Source organism: Oleiphilus sp. HI0117 (genome assembly GCF_001635235.1).
In genome coordinates, this window is record NZ_LWGA01000428.1 from 1 (window position 1) to 316 (window position 316).

At 49.2% G+C, this 316-nt stretch carries 1 protein-coding gene; it reads right to left on the bottom strand.

Going from position 1 to position 316, the window contains the following annotated elements:
* Window positions 1-316: tandem-95 repeat protein (locus A3757_RS26380; protein ID WP_197469799.1), on the bottom strand; the 316-nt coding region annotated here is incomplete at both ends.

Sequence of the window (316 nt, forward strand, 5' to 3'; positions counted from 1 at the left end):
GTGACAGAGACTGACGAGGTCATGGTGCCACCGTTACCGTCTGAGATTTCATAGCTNATGCTATCTAANCCNTTGAAATCTGCATTAGGCGAGTAGCTCAGCGTTCCATCGCCATTAATTACAACAGCACCACTTACCGCTGATGCAGAGCTAACGCTCAAACTATCACCATCGATATCGCTGTCATTCGCTAACACATCAATCGTGACTGACGTATCTTCCTGCGTTGCAGCCGTATCGAATACAGCAACAGGCGCATCGTTTTCGGGGTTAACCGTGACGAATACCGATGAGGTCGCCGTGCTACCGTTACCAT